The sequence below is a fragment of the Fictibacillus nanhaiensis genome, assembly GCF_023715445.1.
In the GTDB taxonomy this organism is placed as follows: Bacteria; Bacillota; Bacilli; order Bacillales; family Fictibacillaceae; genus Fictibacillus; species Fictibacillus nanhaiensis_D.
On the sequence record NZ_JAMBOD010000038.1, the window covers coordinates 1 to 480 of the forward strand.

Annotated in this window: 1 protein-coding gene; it reads left to right on the forward strand. The window is 59.8% G+C overall.

What is annotated here, in order from left to right:
• Positions 1-480: hydroxymethylbilane synthase (gene hemC, locus M3196_RS21750; protein ID WP_338082969.1), on the forward strand; the 480-nt coding region annotated here is incomplete at both ends.

Genomic DNA, 480 nt, shown 5'->3' on the forward strand with positions numbered 1-480 from the left:
GTAACAAGCATGTTAGACAAAGTTTTGAAAATTGCCACACGGCAAAGCCCGCTTGCGCTATGGCAGGCGCAGTATGTTAAAGCGCGCCTGGAACAAGCGCATCCCGGACTGAAGGTCGAGCTGGTGCCGATGGTCACGCGCGGGGATGTCATCCTTGATACTCCGCTGGCAAAGGTGGGGGGCAAAGGCTTATTTGTGAAAGAGTTAGAGCTCGCCATGCTCGAAGGGCGCGCCGATATCGCCGTCCATTCGATGAAAGATGTGCCGGTGGAATTCCCGGAGGGCCTGGGGCTGGTGACTATCTGCGAGCGCGACGATCCGCGCGACGCGTTTGTTTCCAATCGCTATGCCTCGATTGACGAACTGCCGGCCGGCAGCGTCGTTGGCACGTCAAGTTTACGCCGTCAGTGCCAGCTGGCCGCCACCCGTCCGGACCTGGCGATCCGCTCTCTGCGCGGTAACGTCGGTACCCGGCTGAGT